The organism is Pigmentiphaga sp. (assembly GCF_033795525.1).
In the GTDB taxonomy this organism is placed as follows: Bacteria; Pseudomonadota; Gammaproteobacteria; order Burkholderiales; family Burkholderiaceae_B; genus Pigmentiphaga.
This window is the reverse complement of sequence record NZ_JARYGM010000003.1, coordinates 281,495-299,933: the sequence shown is the minus strand read 5'-3', so window position 1 is coordinate 299,933 and position 18,439 is coordinate 281,495. Positions and strand designations below refer to the sequence as shown.

19 protein-coding genes are annotated in these 18,439 nt (G+C 65.8%); 10 read left to right on the top strand and 9 right to left on the bottom strand.

What is annotated here, in order from left to right; genetic code table 11:
* Window positions 1-46: 46 nt before the first annotated feature.
* The 3 genes from QHC78_RS10020 to QHC78_RS10010 all read left to right on the top strand — a co-directional run bounded on the left by QHC78_RS10020 (window position 47) and on the right by QHC78_RS10010 (window position 2,905).
* Window positions 47-655, top strand: coding sequence for a TetR/AcrR family transcriptional regulator (locus tag QHC78_RS10020; protein WP_319744003.1), 609 nt, complete (start codon window positions 47-49; stop codon window positions 653-655).
* A gap of 207 nt (window positions 656-862) precedes the next feature.
* Window positions 863-1,858 (top strand): isopenicillin N synthase family dioxygenase, encoded by a 996-nt coding sequence (locus QHC78_RS10015; protein WP_319744001.1) that lies wholly within the window; start codon window positions 863-865, stop codon window positions 1,856-1,858.
* Between the two features lie 48 nt (window positions 1,859-1,906).
* Window positions 1,907-2,905 (top strand): Bug family tripartite tricarboxylate transporter substrate binding protein, encoded by a 999-nt coding sequence (locus QHC78_RS10010; RefSeq protein ID WP_319743999.1) that lies wholly within the window; start codon window positions 1,907-1,909, stop codon window positions 2,903-2,905.
* A 151-nt stretch (window positions 2,906-3,056) separates the two neighbouring features.
* Here the strand turns inward: QHC78_RS10010 and QHC78_RS10005 are convergent, their stop codons facing one another.
* Window positions 3,057-3,548, bottom strand: a complete 492-nt coding sequence (locus QHC78_RS10005) for an Hsp20 family protein (protein WP_319743997.1) — start codon at window positions 3,546-3,548, stop codon at window positions 3,057-3,059.
* Window positions 3,549-3,744: 196 nt separating this feature from the next.
* On the opposite strand from QHC78_RS10005, the gene QHC78_RS10000 reads away from it, so the two are divergent.
* Together QHC78_RS10000 and leuA are read left to right on the top strand one after the other, a co-directional pair.
* A complete protein-coding gene (locus QHC78_RS10000; RefSeq protein WP_319743995.1) occupies window positions 3,745-3,867 on the top strand; it encodes a hypothetical protein in 123 nt (40 codons plus the stop codon).
* An 85-nt stretch (window positions 3,868-3,952) separates the two neighbouring features.
* Complete coding sequence (gene leuA, locus QHC78_RS09995) at window positions 3,953-5,650, top strand: 2-isopropylmalate synthase (protein WP_319743993.1); 1,698 nt, start codon at window positions 3,953-3,955, stop codon at window positions 5,648-5,650.
* Between the two features lie 69 nt (window positions 5,651-5,719).
* Here the strand turns inward: leuA and QHC78_RS09990 are convergent, their stop codons facing one another.
* Together QHC78_RS09990 and QHC78_RS09985 are read right to left on the bottom strand one after the other, a co-directional pair.
* Complete coding sequence (locus tag QHC78_RS09990) at window positions 5,720-6,304, bottom strand: DUF924 family protein (protein WP_319743991.1); 585 nt, start codon at window positions 6,302-6,304, stop codon at window positions 5,720-5,722.
* A gap of 11 nt (window positions 6,305-6,315) precedes the next feature.
* Complete coding sequence (locus tag QHC78_RS09985) at window positions 6,316-6,627, bottom strand: DUF1840 domain-containing protein (RefSeq protein WP_319743989.1); 312 nt, start codon at window positions 6,625-6,627, stop codon at window positions 6,316-6,318.
* 116 nt (window positions 6,628-6,743) lie between these two features.
* Here QHC78_RS09985 and QHC78_RS09980 point away from each other — a divergent pair, with 116 nt between their 5' ends.
* The gene (locus tag QHC78_RS09980) at window positions 6,744-7,259 is read left to right on the top strand and encodes a hypothetical protein (protein WP_319743987.1); all 516 of its coding nucleotides are present in this window, start codon (window positions 6,744-6,746) and stop codon (window positions 7,257-7,259) included.
* A 59-nt stretch (window positions 7,260-7,318) separates the two neighbouring features.
* Here the strand turns inward: QHC78_RS09980 and QHC78_RS09975 are convergent, their stop codons facing one another.
* The 5 genes from QHC78_RS09975 to QHC78_RS09955 are packed head-to-tail and all read right to left on the bottom strand — an operon-like array spanning window position 7,319 to window position 12,558.
* On the bottom strand, window positions 7,319-8,635 hold the full coding sequence (locus QHC78_RS09975) for an amidohydrolase (protein WP_319743985.1): 1,317 nt from the start codon (window positions 8,633-8,635) through the stop codon (window positions 7,319-7,321).
* 1 nt (window position 8,636) lies between these two features.
* Entirely contained in the window at window positions 8,637-9,407 is a 771-nt protein-coding gene (locus tag QHC78_RS09970) for an ABC transporter permease (RefSeq protein WP_319743983.1), read from the bottom strand.
* A complete protein-coding gene (locus QHC78_RS09965) occupies window positions 9,404-10,204 on the bottom strand; it encodes an ABC transporter ATP-binding protein (protein WP_319743981.1) in 801 nt (266 codons plus the stop codon). Before QHC78_RS09965 ends, QHC78_RS09970 begins: the two co-directional genes overlap by 4 nt.
* A complete protein-coding gene (locus QHC78_RS09960; protein ID WP_319743979.1) occupies window positions 10,204-11,196 on the bottom strand; it encodes an ABC transporter substrate-binding protein in 993 nt (330 codons plus the stop codon). Before QHC78_RS09960 ends, QHC78_RS09965 begins: the two co-directional genes overlap by 1 nt.
* An 18-nt stretch (window positions 11,197-11,214) precedes the next feature.
* On the bottom strand, window positions 11,215-12,558 hold the full coding sequence (locus QHC78_RS09955) for a UbiD family decarboxylase (protein WP_319743977.1): 1,344 nt from the start codon (window positions 12,556-12,558) through the stop codon (window positions 11,215-11,217).
* 211 nt (window positions 12,559-12,769) lie between these two features.
* Here QHC78_RS09955 and QHC78_RS09950 point away from each other — a divergent pair, with 211 nt between their 5' ends.
* The 4 genes from QHC78_RS09950 (at window position 12,770) to QHC78_RS09935 (ending at window position 16,667) form a co-directional block, all read left to right on the top strand.
* Window positions 12,770-13,468 (top strand): GntR family transcriptional regulator, encoded by a 699-nt coding sequence (locus tag QHC78_RS09950; RefSeq protein WP_319743975.1) that lies wholly within the window; start codon window positions 12,770-12,772, stop codon window positions 13,466-13,468.
* A gap of 93 nt (window positions 13,469-13,561) precedes the next feature.
* Entirely contained in the window at window positions 13,562-15,247 is a 1,686-nt protein-coding gene (gene argS / locus QHC78_RS09945; protein WP_319743973.1) for an arginine--tRNA ligase, read from the top strand.
* A 24-nt stretch (window positions 15,248-15,271) separates the two neighbouring features.
* Window positions 15,272-15,913, top strand: a complete 642-nt coding sequence (locus tag QHC78_RS09940; protein ID WP_319743971.1) for an SPOR domain-containing protein — start codon at window positions 15,272-15,274, stop codon at window positions 15,911-15,913.
* Window positions 15,914-16,004: 91 nt separating this feature from the next.
* Window positions 16,005-16,667, top strand: a complete 663-nt coding sequence (locus QHC78_RS09935) for a thiol:disulfide interchange protein DsbA/DsbL (RefSeq protein WP_319743969.1) — start codon at window positions 16,005-16,007, stop codon at window positions 16,665-16,667.
* A 311-nt stretch (window positions 16,668-16,978) separates the two neighbouring features.
* On the opposite strand, the gene QHC78_RS09930 is transcribed toward QHC78_RS09935, so the two are convergent.
* Window positions 16,979-18,418, bottom strand: a complete 1,440-nt coding sequence (locus tag QHC78_RS09930; RefSeq protein ID WP_319743967.1) for an FAD-binding oxidoreductase — start codon at window positions 18,416-18,418, stop codon at window positions 16,979-16,981.
* Window positions 18,419-18,439 lie beyond the last annotated feature (21 nt).

The following is an 18,439-nucleotide window of genomic DNA, read 5'->3' as shown; positions in this document are numbered from 1 at the left end:
TACCGCTGCCGCGGCGCCGGCGGGGCAGGAGACTCGGGATTCGATCTTGCGCGCAGCCACGCGGGTCTTCGCGCGCTATGGTTACGAAGGCGGCAGCCTGGACAAGATCTCGCGCGCGGCCAAATCGGTCGACCGCATGATCTACTACTACTTCGGCAGCAAGGAAGGGTTGTTCATCGCCGTGCTCGAGGATATGTACCGGCGCATGAGCGAAGCCGAGATGCGGCTGGAGCTGACGCCCGACGATCCGGTCGCTTCCCTCGAAACCGTGATCCGCTTCGTCTTCCGATACTATCGCCGGCACCCCGAATTCATCGTGCTGCTCAACACGGAAAACATGCATCGCGGGCGGCATCTGGCAAAGTCGCCCCGCGTGAGGCAGCCCGGAGATCGCTACCCCTCGGCCACCATGGGTGCGGTGGCGCAGGTGCTCGCCGCCGGCCGCGCGCAAGGCCTGTTTCGCGACGGCGTCGCCGCCCGCGACGTCTACTTGATGATTCTCGCGACCGGATATTTCTACGTCTCCAACCGCTATACGCTGTCGCGCTTCCTGGGTGAGGATATGGATACCGAGCAGGCCCAGACCGAGTGGGAAAATTTCGTCGTCGAGACGGTCCTGCGTACGGTGTCGGCCAGCCCGGTCTCTTTGCAGTAAGCCCGAGTCGCCAGTCGCAGGGCCGTGCACCGGGTTTTTTTATCCCGTATATGTATGTAGCGCTCCCTACATTTTTATGTTTTCAAACTGCTCGAACCGGTCTATGATTTTCCCGGAAATGTAGCGATTGCTACATGCCCATCCGGGTGACGCTTCGCGGATGGACGGCCGCCGCTTCCGCGGCACTCCGCGCTAAGGAGAGAGCAGATGACCACGCTGAAGGCCCACCACATTCCCGTGGTCGACATCGCACCGTTCTTCCAGGAGGGGGGCGCGGGCAAGGCGGCCGTGGCCGCCGCGGTGCAAGACGCCTGCGAGAGCCTGGGCTTCCTCGTCATTGCCGGGCATGGCGTTCCCGAAGAAAAGATCCAGACCCTGTACGACCAGGCCCTGTCTTTCTTCGATCTGCCCTTGGAGGAAAAGAGCCGGGTCCGCAAGCCGCCGGGCACGGCCTACAAAGGCTATGGAGCCATGGGCGTCAAGACGGTGGGCAAGGACATCAATCCGAAGCTCAAGCCGTCCCTGCACGAAAGCTTTGCTATCGGGCCCTTGGACTATACGGACGACCCGTACTTCACCTGTGAAGCGGCGGGCAACAACTTCACGCCCAACATGTGGCCGGCGCGTCCCGAGGGACTGCGGCCCGCCATGACGGCCTATTACCGCGAAATGGAAAGGCTGGCGCGCGGCATTCTGGATATCTTCGCCCATATCCTCGACGTGCCGCCCGCCTACTTCGCATCGAAGGTCGACAAGCACAACAGCATCCTGCGCACCATCCACTACCCGGGACTGGACAGGGTACCGGCGCCGGGAGAGGAAAGATCGGGCGCGCATACGGACACCACCGCGATCACCATCCTGCGCGTGGACGATGCCCCAGGCGGCCTTCAGGTCCTGCTGCCCGACGGCGGGTGGCTCGATGTACCGAAGATTCCCGGCACCTTCATCGTCAACATCGGCGACATCATGATGCGCTGGACCAATGACCGCTTCGTCTCGACGATGCACCGCGTGGTCAACCCGCCCGATGGACTCGGCGCGGCGGCGCGGCGGCTGTCCATACCGTTCTTCTTCATGCCCAATTACGACGCCTTGGTCGAGTGCATCCCCAGTTGCGCGGGCAGCGGCGCCAAGTACCCTCCCATCGAGTCGGGCAAGCTGCTTTCAACGCGATATGCGGTGACCTACAGCGTCAACTAGCCGCCGTCCGCGTGCCTGCACCCATCCCGGTCTTCACAGGAGTCTCCCATGGTTTACGCACGTATCGGCACCCGTCTTGCTCGTGGATTCCTGCTCCTGTCGTCAGCGGCGGCCGCCGCGCTGGCCGCTTGCCTGCCGGCGCGCGCGGACTGGGTGCCGACGCAGCCCGTCAGGATCGTGGTGCCCTACGCCGCCGGCGGCGGTGCCGATATCGTCGTGCGCCGCGTCGGCGAGCGGGCCAAGGACGTGCTGGGCCAGCCCGTCGTTGTCGAGAACCGGCCGGGGGCCGGTACGGCCATCGGGGCGATGGCGGTGCAGAACTCCGCGCCGGACGGCCACACGCTGCTGCTGGCGACCTCCACCACGCTGGCGGTCAATCCCAATCTGCAGCGGCGGCTGACCTATGCGCCGGAAAAGTTCGTGCCGGTGGCCGGGCTGCAATCCCTGCCGTTCATGCTGAACGTCAGCAAGGATTCCCCGGTGAAGTCGCTGCAGGAGCTCCACGCCTACGCCGTAGCCCATCCTGGCCGGCTCAACTACGGCACGCTGGGTCAGGGCAGCTCCAACCACGTGCTGGGCGGCCTGCTCGGCCAGCGGGCGGCACCCGGGGTCATGCCCATCCATTACCAGAGCGCGGGGCCCGCCATCCTGGCCTTGATGCGTGGGGACATCCACGTCTACTTCGACGGCATCTCTACCTCCATCCCGCGCCTGGCATCCGGCGACCTGCGCGGCCTGGCCGTCACCGGCAAGCAGCGCGTACGCGCCGCGCCCGCCATTCCCACCGTCGCCGAAGCCGGCTATCCCGAGCTGGGCTTGACGATCTGGTACGGCCTGGTGGCACCGCCCGGTACGCCGGCGTCCATCGTGCAAAAGCTGAACTCGGTGTTCAACCAGGTGCTGGCGCAGGAGGCGATCGTCCACAGCATGCAGGCCGACGGCACGGAGCCGCTGGTGTTGAGCCCGGGTCAATTCGGCGAGCTCATACGCGAAGACCGCGAGGTATGGGGCGACGCCATCAGAAGCCTGCAGATCCGGCTGGACTGAAGACGGGTGCCGTCCCTACGCGGGGTCGCTATGCGCGGCGTTCCCCGGAGCGGCGTTCTGAGGCGGCCCGCCGACAAAAAAGGGGCCCCATGCGGGCCCCTCGGGGTTTAGCGATCAGGCGCGGGGCGGCGCGGCCGCGCCGCCGTGGGCGTCAGGCGACTTCCGCTGCCGCGGTTTCGTTGGCCAGCGCCGCGGGTTGGTGGCGTTGCGCCGGCTTGGCGCCGCCGATGGCGATGCGCCTGGGCTTGGCTTCCTCGGGAATTTCCCGGACCAGGTCGATGTTCAGCAAGCCGTTCTCGAGTTGCGCGGCGCGCACTTCGATATGGTCGGCCAGCCGGAACGACAGCTTGAACGCGCGTTGGGCGATACCTTGATGCAGGTAGGTCACCTTGTCTTCGTCTTTTTCGCGTCGGCCGCCGGTGACGGTCAGCACGCCGCGCTCGACCTGCACGTCCAGGTCTTCCTCGCGCAAGCCAGCCGCCGCGATGACGATGCGATAGTCATCGTCGCCGCGTTTTTCGACGTTGTAGGGCGGATAGGTGCTGCCCGTATCGTTGCGCAAGGCAAATTCGAACAAATCGTTGAACCGATCGAATCCAACGGAATGGCGAAACAAGGGCGCCATGGAAAAAGTAGCATTCATGATTCGAACCTCCTGATAATCAGCAAGCTTCACCAGGGGACCCGGCTACGGCATCCCCTGAACCCAATTTCTGGACGGTTGGCCGGTTTTCAAGACCCTTTTTCAGCTGGCCGGCCTACTTGCCAGAGTCACGTATTTATGTTTGACTAACACTTCACGCGCGCCGCGCGCCCTTCCAAAACGTACGATCGCAACCATGGCAGCTACCGCCATCCGCTCCGCCGCTCTCCCGCGCCTAGCCGCGCTGGGTGCCGGCGTGCGCGCGATCGTCGCCATCATCGCTTCGCTGCTACTACTACCGATCGGTTGCCGGGCCTAGCGTCCCGTGGCAGTTCGGCAGCCCTTCTTCACGGCCACAGTTCCGGTTCACCCGTACTAAAAGCCCGCAGTAGCAGGAGCTCTTCATGATGTTGAAAAACCCCGAGGCGAAATACCGCCCGTTCCCCGCTTACGACTTTTCCGAACGTACCTGGCCCAATCGCCGCATGACCAAGGCGCCGATCTGGATGAGCACGGATCTGCGCGACGGCAACCAGGCGCTGATCGAGCCGATGAACGCCGAGCGCAAGACCCGCCTGTTCGAGAAGCTGGTCGAGATCGGATTCAAGGAGATCGAGGTCGGGTTCCCGGCGGCATCGCAGACGGATTTCGACTTCATCCGCGGTCTGATCGACGAGAACCGCGTGCCCGAGGACGTCACCATCGAGGTGCTGACGCAGTCGCGCGAAGACCTGATCCGCCGCACCATCGAGTCGGTCGAGGGCGGTCGCCGCGTGATCGTGCACATGTACAACGCCATCGCCCCGGCGTTCCGCCGCATCGTGTTCGGCATGTCGCGCGAGGAGGTCAAGCAGATCGCGCTGTCCGGCACCCGCCTCATCCGTGAGCTGACCGAGGCGCGGCCGGATACCGAGTGGGTCTACCAGTATTCGCCCGAGGTGTTCAGTTCGGCCGAGCTCGATTTCGCCAAGGAAGTCTGCGATGCGGTGGTCGAGGCCTGGGGCGCCACGCCGCAGCGCAAGATCATCCTCAACCTGCCGGCCACGGTGGAGTGTGCGATGCCCAACGTCTATGCCGACCAGATCGAATGGATGCACCGCAATCTCGCGAACCGCGACAGCATTATTTTGAGCGTGCATCCGCATAATGACCGCGGCACCGCGGTTGCGGCCGCCGAGATGGCGGTGCTGGCCGGCGCGGAGCGTATCGAGGGATGCCTGTTCGGGCACGGCGAGCGCACCGGCAACGTGGACCTGGTGACGCTCGCGCTGAACCTCTACAGCCAGGGCGTATCCCCGGGCCTGGATTTTTCCGACATCGACGAGGTGCGCCGCTGCGTCGAGTACTGCACACAGCTGCCGGTACATCCGCGCCACCCCTATGTGGGCGACTTGGTGTTTACCGCGTTTTCCGGTTCGCACCAGGACGCCATCAAGAAAGGCTTCGCGCAGCGCCAGCCGGATGCGATCTGGGATGTTCCGTACTTGCCCATCGATCCTGCCGACGTGGGCCGCAGCTACGACGCGGTCATCCGGGTCAACAGCCAGTCGGGCAAGGGGGGCGTCTCCTACCTGCTGCAGCAGGAGTACGGGCTCGATCTTCCGCGCCGCCTGCAGATCGAATTCAGCCGTGCCATCCAGCAAGTCACCGACGAAACGGGCCGCGAAGTGAAGGCCTCCGACGTCTACGGCATCTTCAGCCGGGAATACCTGGAGCAGTCGGAGCCCTACCGTTTCGTGCGGCATCGCATGGCCAGCGTGGAGGGCGGTGTACGCGTCGAGGTAGACGTGCAGGCCGGCGGCCAGCCGCGCACGCTGGTGGGTACCGGCAATGGGCCGATCGATGCGTTTGTCCACGCGCTCGGCATGCCGGTGCGGGTCATGGACTACCACGAGCATTCGATAGGCGTGGGTGCCGATGCGACCGCCGCTTGCTATGTGGAGCTGCGGGTGGGCGATGCGCCGACCGGATTCGGCGTCGGCGTCGATAGCGACATCGTCACGGCTTCGTTCAAGGCCGTCCTGAGCGCCGTGAACCGCCATGTACGCGCCAACGTCCAGCCGGCGGCGGCGACCAGCAGGCTCGCCGAAGTGGGTGTCTAGCGCTCACGTCCCAGGCGCGCTGCCTTCGTGGCGGGGGGCACGGATGACCGTTCCCCCCCGGGACCTGCGCTAGAACGATGACCCGGGCTGTTTCAAAAAAGCGATCTCCTCGGGCGTACTGGCGCGGCCGAGCACGGCGTTGCGATGAGGAAAACGGCCAAAACGCGCAACGATGTCGCGATGGCGGACGGCATAATCCAGAGAACCCTGGGATGCCGGATGCTCTTGCGCCAACGTGGTGTACAGCGCCACGCACCGTTCCTGAACGCCGAGGTTCTCGCTGTGCATCAGCGGCAGATAGATGAATTCGCGTTGCAGCGGGGGCAGCCGCAGATAGCGCCCGGTATCGATCAGCTCGAGCGCGTCTGCCAGGGCCAGGGAATCGCCGGAGAACGCGCGAGGCGTTGCGCGCCATATGTTGCGCGGGAACTGGTCGAGCAGCAGGATGCGCGCCAGCGCCCCCTCTAGTTCGCGTTTCCAATCCCGCAAGCCTCCCCCTACCGCCTGTTCGACCCGCGGCAGAAAGCGGGCACGGATCTGGTCGTCGAACTCGGGATTTTTCTGGAACCAGACGTGGCGCGGTTTCAGGTAGCCGGGATCGTCGGCAGGCAGGAACCAGAAGTCCAGCACGTCCTGCCACGGATGTCGGGTCATGCCGCCGCTCCTCAGGTTTCCCAGGTGACGTTGACGTTCTTGGCCTGCGCCTTGCGCATCATGTCCAGCAGCGGGAAAGCGCGCTGCCGAAGGCCCACATAGCGCGCGGCCTTTTCCTTTTCCTCATCGAAGCGAGGCTCCTTCTCGCCGCCTATGGCGGCCTCGATGCGGCGGATGGCTTCCGGCAATTGTTCGGGGGTGAATACGCCGCGCGCGCCTGCAGCGATCTCGGGTATCTTGCCGGCCAGTTCAAGCAGGGGCTGGGCATGTTCGCCCAGCATGATGACTTCGCCCGCGGCTTTGGATCTGAAAGTGACGATCATGGCTCGTTATTCCCGGAAGTAGACGGGTAGTGCGCTCATTATGGCCCATGCCCCGGTTTTCCCCCTGCGGGCGGCCCTGAAATTTTCTGTTACTTTTGCTTGCTTAATTCAACATATTGATTCGTTGGGAAGGGGGAAGGGATGAAGGCACGCTGACCGCCACAGGCAAGGACTACCAGCCCGGGGGCCGGGTAGTGGACGGTACCGTTACGGCCGAGGTGGTCGAAAAGACCAGTCTCAAAGGCAAGCTGGGGGAGGCCGATTTCACCGCCACCTATGACAGCCTGTACGATAATGTGGCCACGCTGGATCCGCTGGTCACGGGTCCGTGGCTGCTGGCGGACAACGCGGGAACCCTTTCACTCGTCAATGTCGCGGCCGACGGCAAGGTGACGGGTGCGGCGCAGGGCGTCGCAGGCGGTGAATGCCCCTTGACGGGCGAGGTCGTGCCTGAGCCGGGCAAGAACTATTACAAGCTGGAAATCACCTTTGCCGATAGCGCCGAATGCCAGCTGCCCAATCAGACTGTCGAGGGAGTCGCGATCCATCAACAGGGCATCATGATCGCGGGCCTGCTGTCCAACGACCAGTCCCGCGGCCTGTTCGCACTGGGTACGCAGGACTTCCGCTGAACCTGGCCTGACCGCGCGGCAAGCGCGCTTCCCGACGTGCTTGCGTGATGACCGAACGATCAGCCGGCCATCAAGCGGGCCCCGGCATGCCGCATGGCCGCCAGGATCTCGTCCTGGTCGAGCAGGGCCAGCCGGCCGTTCTCGACCACCACGCGGCCGTCGACGATAACCGTATGCACATCGCCGCCGCGTGCCGCGTGGACGAGGTTGGTGCGGATGGTGGCAGGCGTGGCGGGCTGCAGGTGGAATTGATCCACGTTCACCAGGACGAGGTCCGCCAGCATGCCGGGCACGAGGCGGCCGGCGGCCAGGCCCAGCGCGTCCGCGCCGTCTGCCGTGGCCATGTCCAGTATTTGCTGCGGCGGCAGCAGCGAGGCGTCCAGGTGCCGTCCCTTGTGGATCAGCGACGCGAATTTCATCACGTCGAACATGTCCAGCCGGTTGTTGGCCTTGGCGCCGTCGGTGGCCAGGGTGACCCGCACGCCCGCTTCGCCGTACATGGGAACCGGCGCGATGCCCGAGGCCAGCTTGAGGTTGGCATGCGGGCAATGGGCGACCGACGCGCCGGCCTGCGCCAGTAGCCGGGCCTCTGCCTCGTCCACCCATACGCCATGCGCCAGCACCGTCCCGGACCCCAGCAGGCCAAGCCGGTGGAGGTGGGTTACCGGGCCCACGCCCGTGCGCCGGCGCGTCTGGTCGGCGGCATGGCGGCTTTCGGCGCAATGCAGGTGCAGGCCGACGCCGTGCCGGGCGGCCAGCCCGGCCCCTTCTACCAGCGTGCGGTCGCTGCACGACTCGAGATCATGCAGGCCCACCCACACGCGGGACGTGGTACCGGTGTCGGCGCATAGCAGCGCCGCCACGTCGTCCAGCGTGGGAGCGAAGTCCCTGCCATCGAGAACGTAGGGCGCCACGGTGCAGCGGATGCCGATGTCGCGCGCCGCCCGCAACGCCGGCACCGGGCGCAGGCACATGTCGAGGATCGAGGTCGTGCCCGATAGCAGCGCCTCCGCATAGGTGGCCAGCGCGGCGGCATGGGCGTCCTCGTCGTTCAGGATGCGCTGTTCGCGCTCGATGGTGGCGATCCAGCGTTCCAGTTCCAGCCCTTCTGCGCTGCCGCGCGTCAGGCTCGAATGCGAGTGCGCATGTGTATTGACGAAGCCGGGCAACAAGGCGTGGCCGCCGGCGTCTATGGTGCGGCCGGCTACCAGCATAGGCGGCTCGCCGGTGCCGACGGCGCGGATGCGCGTGCCTGCTACGTATATCCAGCCGTGGAAGGGCGTGCCCGCGCGCTCGCCGGTAGGCACCAGCAAAGCATTGTGGATCAGCAGCGTGGCCTGCTGCGTTCCGGGGGTACCGGCAACCGAGGCGTCCATGTCACCGTTCCCGCGGCGTTTCGCCGCGCAGGGCCTGGCGCTCCAGCCAGCCGAACAGGGAGAAGGTCGTGATGCCTATGGCGGCGAGCACGATGATGGCGACAAAAAGCAGGTCGGTCCGCAGTTGGGTTGCAGCGGTGATCACGAGGTATCCGAGCCCGCGGTCGGCGCCGTAGAACTCGCCCACGACCGCGCCCACCAGGCTGAGCGAGGCCGCGATCTTGAAGCCGGCGAAGATGAACGGCAGCGCGCTGGGAAGCTGCACCTTGAAGAACATCTGGGCGGTGGTGGCGTTGATCGAGTGCATCAAGTCGACGATGCGCGGATCGGCTGCCTTCAGGCCGCGGGTGGCGTTGGTGACGATGGGGAAAAAGGTAATGATGGCGGCAATGACGATCTTGGTGACCACGCCAAAGCCCAGCCAGATGTTGAGCAACGGTACGATGGCGATGATGGGCACGGCGTTCGACACGATCACGTAGGGGAGGATGCCGCGCTCGAGAAAGCGCGAGTTGGCGATGCCTGCCGCCAGCGCCACGCCCAGCACGGCGGAGATCGCGAAACCGGCGCCTGCCTCGAGCAGCGTGAGTCCGGTGTGATACCAGAGATCCTGCGTACGCGTGAAACGCATCGCGATTGCCGACGGCGCGGGCAGCAGCCATGGGGCCAGGTCCAGCCAGCGGACGATGGCCTCCCATGCGCCGATGGCGAGCGCCAGGATAAGGACGGGCGGACCGTAGCGGTCCGCAAGGCGGCGGGCGTACGAGATCAAGACGGTGTCCTGTGTTCGGCCTGCAAGGCTTCGCGTGCGAGGCGGACTTGTTCGATGAAGGCAAGGGTTTCGCGCATGCCGGGCGTGCGCGGGCGGGGCAGGTCCACGTCGATGACGCGCTTGATGCCGCCTGGGTGGGCCGACATGACCACCACGCGGTCGGCCAGGTAGACGGCTTCGGAGATGTTGTGCGTCACGAACAGGACGGTCTTGCGCTCGCGGTTCCAGATCTCGAGCAAGTCGTCCTGCAACTGGTTCTTGGTGAGTTCGTCGAGGGCGCTGAAGGGCTCGTCCATCAGCAGGATGGAGGGGTTCCAGGCCAGCGCCCGCACGATGGCCACGCGTTGTTTCATGCCGCCCGACAGCTCGTGAGGATAGTGCTGTTCGAACTTCGAGAGCCCGACCGACTGCAGTAATTCGCGGCAGCGGGCAAGGCGTTCGGCAGCGGGATAGCCCACCACTTCGAGCGGCAGGTTGACGTTGTCGAGCGCGGTGCGCCAGGGCAGCAGCGCGGCTTCCTGGAACACGAAGCCGAAATCGTTGGCGCGGCGAGCATCGGCCGTCGAGCCGCCGCGGATGCTGACGGACCCCTGGCTGGGCGCCAGCAGGTCGCTGACCACGCGCAGCAACGTGCTTTTACCGCAGCCGGTGGGGCCCAGCAGGGCGATGAACTCACCCTCGGCAACGTCCAAGGTAACGTCGGCGATGGCTTGTACCGTGGCACCTCGGGCGGCGTAGCTCACGCCCACGCCCTCGAGCGCGATGCAGGGAGACGTGGCCGGTCGGACGGAAGCCATCACTTGAGGAATCCGTCGGCGAACAGGTCCTTGGCGGCCGGCGCCTTTTCCACCAGTCCGACGCGCTGCGCGGTTTCGACCGTCTGCTGCCAGCCCTCCAGGGATTGGGTGCCGAAGCTGGACAGGTCTTGTCCCTGCACGGACCAGAACGGCATGGCCTTGCCGAGCACCTTGAGCTCGCGGGCCGGATCCATTTCGCTGACCGACTTGGCCAGCGCGGCGACCGCCTCTTGCTGGTGGGTGGCCGTGTACTGGACCGCGCGCCGCGTCGCGCGCAGGAAAGCGCGGACCAGTTCGGGCTTGGCCTTCAGGAAGCGGTCACCGCTGGCCAAAGTCAGGCCATAGGCAACAACGCCCTGGTCGGCGATCAGCATTTCGTGCACCGGCATGCCGGCCGATTCGGCCTCGATCGCTTCATTCATGGTGAAGCCCATCAGCGCGTCCACCTGGCCCACCAGCAGCGGCTGCACGCCGAAGCCGATGTCGACGATGTTGACCCGCTTCGGATCGATCTTGTTGACCGCGAGCAGCGCGGTAAGCCCTTGGTAGGTCGAGCTGGCGCGCTTGGAGCCGATCTTGGCGCCGCTGGTCAGCTGCGCCGCCGAAGTGATGGGCTTGGCCTTGGGGCTGATCACGGCGATAGGCGTGCGGGTGTAGTAGGCGGCGACCGACTTAATGGGGACCCGTTGCTCGCCTGCCTGGGCCAGCACGAGACCGTCCACCAGGGCCATGTCGACCGCGTTGGCGCCCAGCTGCTTGACCGAGTCGGACGAGCCCGATCCGGAAATGATTTCCAGGTCGATGCCTTCTTCCGCGTAATAGCCGAGCGCCTTGCCGATATAGAAAGGGGCATGCGCGCCGCTGGGCTTCCAGTCCAGCCTGAAGGTGAGCTTGGCCGGCGCCTTGCCAGCCTGGGCCAGGGCCGGTGCAGCCGGCAGGGCCAGGAACAGCGCCGCGCCGAAGGCGGCCAGCTTGAGCTTGAAGGATGACATGCGGGATCTCCGGTACGGTCAGGGATGGGTGAGGAAGTCGCGTGCCCACTGCACGGCTTCGGCCGGCAATGCGGTGCGTTCGGCTTCGGATTGCAGCGGTGCCGTGGCATCCAGTGCCAGCTTGGCCGACATACCGTCCACCGAGGATGGATCGAGACGGTTGCAGAACACCTTGGGTACCACGAACATGTCGGTGTCAGCCTGGAAGCGGGTCGCCAGGGCCCACAACACCTGGTCTTCGTCGTAGACGTCCACGTCCTCGTCTACGGCGACCGCCAGCTTGATGTAGCTGTCGAGCCCGAGCAGCAGCATGAGGGCGTGGCGCGCCTGTCCTTCCGCGGTCTTGCGCAAGGAAACATAGGCGTGGAAATGTGTGCCGCTCTTGGGATAGTTCAGCGCCAGCACGTTGGGCACCATTTCCTTCAGGCGCGCGAAGACGTGGGCTTCCTTGGCGCTGCGGCCCAGCAGCAAGTGCTCGTTCGAATAACCCGGCACGATATCCAGGAAGATAGGCTGGCGCCGCCGGGTAATCGCCTTCACCACGAAGACGTTCCGGGTGGAGCGCGAGGTGGAATAGCCCGTGTATTCGCCGAAGGGGCCTTCGTCCTCGAACTCATCGGCCAGGATTTCCCCTTCGATCACATACTCGGCCTCGGCGGGCACCTCGACATCTATGGTTTTGCAACGGACCAGGTCCACGGGCTGTCCCAACAGTCCGCCGGCAATGGCGAATTCATCCACTTCCATCGCCACCTTGGCTGCCGCGGCCAGGTAGATGGCCGGATGGCAGCCGATGACGACGGCGACCTCCAGGTTCTTGCCGCGCGCCGCCGAGCGCTGCAGATGTTCCCAGATGTGGCCGCGCGAGTGCAGGCTGGCGCCAAACCGGTCCGGCCCTTTCATCTGCATGCGTTGGAAGCTGAGGTTGCGCACGCCGGTATCCGGGTCCTTGCACACCAGGATGCCGGAGCTGACGTAGCGGCCCGCATCGCCCTGGAAATGGCGGCTGATCGGCAGTGCGGTGACGTCCGCTTCGCTGCCCGTCAGCACCACTTCATGCACCGGCCCGTCGTCGACAATGCGGGCCGGCATCATGCGGTCGAGCGCCGCCGTCCAGGTGGCGTTGAAGCCTTCGCGGGTGGTTCCGGCCATGCGCGCGATCCGGTCCCTGTCGGCGAACAGGTTAGTGACCACGGGCACGTCGTAGCCGGCAGGCGCGGTAAAGCGGATGACCGGGAACTGCTTGCGGGCCTCGAGTTCGAGCGCCAGCGCCGTCTTGCAGAAGTCCAGGCCCACCGGCTCCCGGACGTCCAGGATCTCGTGGGCGGGAAGCGTATCCAGAAAATTGCGCAGCGAGGTCATGCCGCGCCCTTCATTGGTGCACGAAAGACAGGTTGCACCAGATTTCGCCGGCGGCGTGCAGGGTTTTGGGTCATTTTTTATGACAATCCGAGGAATTTTTGTTGGACAATATATTTATGAATTGTCTGAAGAAAGAATCGTGCCACCTTGGTCAAACCGAGGCGAGCTGCCCCAGCACGGCCGGTACGGCTCGCTATTCCGGAGCGGGCAGATGACTGATACGTCCCGGATTACTCGCAGTCCCGACGAACGCGTCTACGCCGCCATCTATCGGGCGGTGCAGGAGCGCCGCCTTCAGCCCGGGGTCAAGCTCAAGGAAGTGGAGCTCGCCCAACTGTTCAAGGTCAGCCGCACCAGCGTGCGCAGTGCCTTGCTGAGGCTGTCGCATACCGGCCTGGTCGACCTGATGCCCAATCGCGGTGCTGCGGTCGCCCGGCTCTCGGCCGACGACGTGCGGCAGCTGCTGGCGGCGCGCCGTGCCGTGGAAGTCGCGATGGTCGAAACGATCGCGTTGCACGGCACGGACGAGAGCATCGCCATCCTGCAGCGGCACGTCGAAGCCCAGCGCGACGCCTTCATGGCGGGCCGGCCGGATGAAGGCATGCGGCTGGCGATTTCCTTCCACCGGGTACTGGCTGCGCAGTCGGGCAACCGCATCCTGGCGCGTTTCCTCGACGATCTGCTCTCGCGCATGCCGCTGGTCACTCTCAGCCACGGCCGGGTCCCCGCCCTGGGTGACGCGACGCACGCCGAGCACATCGACCTGGTCGAGGCGATTGCCGCCCGTGATCCGGAGCGCGCCCGCGCCATTCTGGTCGCTCATTTGAAGAGCCTGGAAGACCAGCTCGACCTTGATGCGCCGTCCCAATCCCGCTCGCTGGCCGACATGCTGGACCTGCAAGGCGACTAGCCCGCCCGTTGCAGGCCGCCGCTTTTTCCTGACCCTCGCGCGCGGCTGTTAACATTCCGCTCTTAGCCTTTTATTTACCGCGATATCCCAGCCATGCTCCCCGAGCAACAGGAACAACTTCTTGGCCTTCTGGGCGCTGCCGTCAAGTCTGTCGCCCCCGAGGCCACGCCCACTTTGCTGCTGGAGCGGCCCAAGGTGGCGTCCCATGGCGATGCCGCCACCAATGTGGCGATGCAGATCGCCAAGCCCTTGAAACGCAATCCGCGCGAACTGGCGCAAGCCATCGTTGACGCGCTGCTTGCGCAGCCCGAAGCCGCGGGCCTGGTCCAGAGCGCCGAGGTGGCGGGTCCGGGCTTCATCAACCTGCGCATCGCGCCCGCCGCCAAGCAGGCGGTCATCAACGCCATCCGCGTGCGCGGCGGCGAATTCGGCCGGGCGCCGGCCAATGGCCGCAAGGTGCTGGTCGAATTCGTCTCGGCCAATCCTACCGGGCCGCTGCACGTCGGCCACGCCCGCCAGGCTGCGCTGGGCGATGCCATCTGCCGGCTGTTCGACGCCAGCGGGTGGAACGTCACCCGCGAGTTCTACTACAACGACGCGGGCAACCAGATCCAAAACCTGGCGATCAGCGTGCAGGCCCGCGCGCGCGGATACGGGCCCGACCACCCCGATTTCCCGGCCGACGGCTATCGCGGCGAATACATCTCCGACATCGCGGCCGATTTCCTGGCCCGCAAGACCGTGCAAGCCGCCGATGCGGAACCGGTCACCGGTTCCGGCGACCCCGACAACCTCGAAGACATCCGCAGGTTCGCCGTGGCCTACCTGCGCCGCGAACAAGACCTGGACCTGCAGGCCTTCGACCTGAAGTTCGACAACTACTACCTGGAAAGCTCGCTCTATACCTCCGGCCGGGTCGAGCAGACGGTGCAGCGCTTGATCGCCAGCGGTCATACCTACGAGCAGGACGGCGCCTTGTGGCTGCGCACCACCGAGCTGGGCGAAGGCGACGACAAGGACCGCGTGATGCGCAAGTCCGAGGGCGGCTATACCTATTTCGTGCCCGACGTGGCCTACCACGTCACCAAATGGGAACGCGGCTACACCAAGGCCATCAATATCCAGGGCTCGGACCACCACGGCACCGTGGCACGCGTGCGCTCGGGACTGCAGGCGCTCGACGTCGGCATTCCCAAAGGCTATCCCGACTACGTGCTGCACAAGATGGTCAAGGTCGTGCGTGGCGGCGAGGAGGTCAAGATTTCCAAGCGCGCCGGCAGCTACGTCACCATGCGGGACCTGATCGATTGGGTGGGGCGCGATGCCGTGCGCTACTTCCTGATCCAGCGCCGGGCCGATACCGAATTCGTGTTCGATGTCGATCTCGCGCTCAAGCAAACCGACGAGAACCCGGTCTACTACATCCAGTACGCCCACGCGCGCATCTGCTCGGTGCTGGCCCAATGGGGCGGCGACGAAGCCGGCCTTGCCCGTGCCGATACCTCGCTGCTGACCGCCGAGCGCGAGTTGCTGCTGTTGCAGCGCTTGGCCGAGTTCCCCGCCATGGTCGGCCAGGCCGCGGCGGACCTGGCGCCGCATCACGTCGCCTTCTGGCTCAAGGATTGCGCGGCGGACTTCCATGCCTACTACAACGCCGAACGGGTGCTGGTGGACGATGCGTCGCTGAAGGCGGCACGGCTCGCGCTGCTGGCGGCCACCCGACAGGTGCTGGCCAACGGGCTGGCGCTGCTCGGTGTCTCCGCCCCGCAGCGGATGTAAGCGCCTATGGTATCCAGAGCGACGATGCTGATGCTTGCTCGCGCCACGCCGGCAAGCCGGTCCCACGACCTTGTCCGGCGCCAGCGCGGCGGGACGATGTTCGGCCTGATGGCAGGCCTGCTGGTTGGCTTGCTGGTGGCGGTGCTCGTAGCGTTCTACATCACCAAGGCACCCGTGCCCTTCGTGACCCGGGGTTCCCGGCCCGCCGTACCGGCGCCGCCGCCCGACCCGGCCAACGCGCCTGATCCCAACCGCAGCTTGTATGGCAAGGACGGCCCGGCCGGCGCGCCGTCCGCCTCAGGGCCCTCGGCCACCGAGCCGGCGCCCGCGCCGGTGCCCCAGGCGACCCGCGATCCGCTGGGAGATTTCCTGGCCAGCCAAGGCGTGAACAAGAACGCGCCGGCCACGCCGCAGGCGAAAGCGCCGTCGGCGTCGGGCGGCACCTACTTCCTGCAGGTCGGCGCCTATCGGGTCATCGAAGATGCCGAGGCGCTCAAGGCCAAGCTGGCCTTCATGGGGTTCGAGGCGCGCCTGGAGACGGCCGACGTGGCCGCGGGGACGGTCCACCGCGTGCGGGTCGGGCCGTTCACGCGGCTGGACGACATGAACCGCACCCGCGCCCGCCTGGCCGAAAATGGCATCGAGGCAGCTGTCATCAAGAAATGAGCAGACGGAACTTCGCGGAGATTTCCGCAGTCCGAGTTTCCATCGCGCCCTGCCGCACAGGTCGGCCGGGCCTCATCACGAGAGGAATCCTATGATTGGTCGTTCCAGCTTTCGCCGCCTGTTGAGCGGCCTGGCGCTCGCCGCGGGCGTCGTTGCCTTCCTGCCAGGTACGGCCCTGGCGCAGCAGCCGCGCGAGGGTACGGACTATATCCGCCTGCAGCAGCCGCAGACCACCGATTCGCCGGGCAAGATCGAAGTCACCGAATTCTTCTGGTACAGCTGCCCGCATTGCAATGCGCTGGAGCCGACCCTCGAAGCGTGGATCAAGAAGTTGCCGCAGGACGTCGTCGTGCGCCGCGTGCCGGTGCGCTTCAACGCCGGCATGGAGCCGCAGCAGCGGCTCTATTACACGCTGGAAGCCCTGGGCAAGGTCGACCAGCTCCACCGCCTGGTGTTCACTGCCATCCACGAACAGCGCCAGCCGCTCAATACCGCCAACCGCATTTTCGACTGGGCCCAGCAACAAGGCCTGGATCGCGCGCAGTTCATGGCCGCCTACAACTCCTTCGGCGTCCAGTCCAAGGTGCAGCGCGCCACCAAACTGGCCGAGGCCTACCGGATCGACGGCGTACCCACCCTGGCCGTCAACGGCCGCTACCTGACTTCCCCGTCCCTGGCCGGCAGCAACGTCGGCGCGTTGCAAGTAGCCGATTTCCTGATCGGGCAAGAAAAGAGGTCCCCCCCTACGCGCTGACGCGCGCCCCCCAGGGGGCGGCACTGGCGGACCGGCAAAGCCGGATCCGCGGTGCCCTGGGTCTAGGGCTGATTTCTTGGCTTGGTGCGCCCGTGCTATCGCTGGCTGCCAGCGGCAGCACGGTCGGGTGACCGGCAAAGCCGGATCCGCTGTGCCTGGGCCTGGGACTGCCCTCTTGGCTTGATGCGCGTTGCTATCGCTGCCTGCCAGCGTCAGCAACGGTATAGCAATCCAAGAAAGCGGAACTAGACCCAGGATGCGGTGGATCCGGCTCCGCCGGTCCACCCGCATCGCCCTCTGGGGGGCGCGCGTCAGCGCGTAGGGGGGGGTCCATACCACACCTGCCCGAGCGCGCCGCGCGGATCGACGGCCTGTTGCACGCGGCCGGCGAGGGCCTGGGTCTCGGGCGAGGCATACCGGTGATAGAAGCGCTCGTTGTAGGGGCCGACGCCGTGTTCGGCGCTGAAGCTGCCGCCGAACTCGCGTACCACCAGGTCGTAGATCGCGACGCGCAGGCGCTCGACTTGTTCGGGGTCGTAGGCGATGGAGGCGTCGTGCGGCCAGACGATGTTGAAGTGCGTGCCGCCATCGGCCCAGTGCCCGAAATCGAACAGGCGCAGCCATGGGAAATCGCGCTCGAGCAGTTGCAGCGCGGTGTGGCGAAAGGCCACCATGGACGAGCGCGGCACGGCGATGTCGAAGGCGATCAGCTTGCCCTGGTGGCGTATCGATTCACTGATGGAGTGACGGATCTTCCATAGGTCGGGACCGCCGTCGAGCACGGCGTTGGCGACCAGCACGTCGAATTGACGCTCGAGGAAGTCGTTCAGCGCGGATTGCAGGTCCACGCCCAGCACTTCGCGCGACGAGGTGGCGGCCAGCTCGACCAGCAGGCAGTAGTCGGGAATGGGGTCCGGCGCGAACGGGTTGGTGACGCCCGGCACGTGGTCGATGACCGATTGCACCGTTGCACGCGACATTCCCTCGTAGGCGGTGAGGAAATCGCCGAACTCGCCCTCCAGCGCAATCAGCAGATCGAGGATGGCCTCCTGTCCGGTCGGCACGATGAGCGCCGTGGCGGTCTGTCGGGGCAGCGGGTGGACTTGCACCACGGCGCGGGTAATGACGCCCCCCGCCCCGCCGACGCCCACGAAGAGCTGCTTCAGGTCGTAGCCGGTGTTGTTCTTGCGCAGGCCGCTCATCAGGTCGACCACCTGGCCGGGCGGATCGGCCAGCACGACTTCCACGCCCAGCAGGTTGTGGCGCACGTCGCCATAGCGGATCAGCCGCGAGCCGCCGGTATTGGTGGCGATCATGCCGCCTAGCGACGGGTTCGCGCCCAGGTCGATCGGGAAGCACAGGCCATGTTCGGCCAGCTTGTCATTGAGCTCCTGCAAGGTCACGCCGGCGCCCACGGTGGCCGTGCGGTTGGCGCGATCGACGGCGATCTCGCCGCGCAGCCGTTCCAGACTCAGCACCACCTGGCTGCCGCTTTCGTCGGGCGTACTGGCGGCCACCAGCCCGGTGTTGGCGCCCTGCGCGATCAGCGGCACGCCGCTCTGCACGCAGTGACGCACGATGGCGGCAACTTCAGCAGTCGATCCCGGGCGCACGACCAATGCCGCCCTGCCATTGCCGTAGCGGGCGCCGGTCTCGTAGCGGGCCTTGTCTGCCGCGTCGATGTAGACATGGGCCTCGCCCACCAAGGCGGCGAGTGCGCCGTGCAGGTCAGGAATGGAGGTAGATGACATCTTCGTCTCTCGATGCTGGAG